Below are 511 nucleotides of genomic sequence, written 5' to 3'. Positions count from 1 at the left end.
CGCTTACGAGGCGGCGGCAGCCGTCTCGGGCGCCTCGACGTCGGCGGAGCTGCCGGAGGCCTTCGCCTTGCGGCCTTCCAGCATCTTCATGTCGCTGTTCCACTTCTTGGAGAACGGCAGCACGTCGGCTGCGGCCACGAGGGACAGCACGCCCATGACCATGAACACGGCCAGGCGGTTGTCGCCGCCCACGGCGCCCTGCACCACGATGTTCAGGATGGAGCCGAACACGATGGCGAAGTTCGCCAGCGACAGGTTGAGCGGGTACTTCTTGGCGCCGTAGCGCTGGCGGGCGAACGCCGAGGCCACCACGGGCACGCCGCCGTAGCAGAAGCCGCAGCAGAACGCGCCGACCACGTAGAGCGCCGAGATGCCGGTGGTGAACGCGCCGATGATGCAGGCGCAGGCGGCCACGGCGATGAGGCCGTCCACCAGCATGGTGATCTTCACGTTCGTCTTGTCGTAGATGAGGCCGATGACCACGCGCGCCAGGCCGTTGCAGGTGGACACC

At 67.7% G+C, this 511-nt stretch carries 1 protein-coding gene; it reads right to left on the bottom strand.

Going from position 1 to position 511, the window contains the following annotated elements:
• Positions 1–3: 3 nt before the first annotated feature.
• Positions 4–511, bottom strand: a 508-nt coding sequence (locus C2L80_RS13640) for an MFS transporter (RefSeq protein ID WP_157941104.1), incomplete at its 5' end; no start/stop codon positions are given.

This window comes from Rubneribacter badeniensis (genome assembly GCF_002899695.1).
Lineage (GTDB): Bacteria > Actinomycetota > Coriobacteriia > Coriobacteriales > Eggerthellaceae > Rubneribacter > Rubneribacter badeniensis.
The sequence above is the reverse complement of the archived record's forward strand: the minus strand, read 5'-3'. Positions and strand labels throughout refer to the sequence as shown.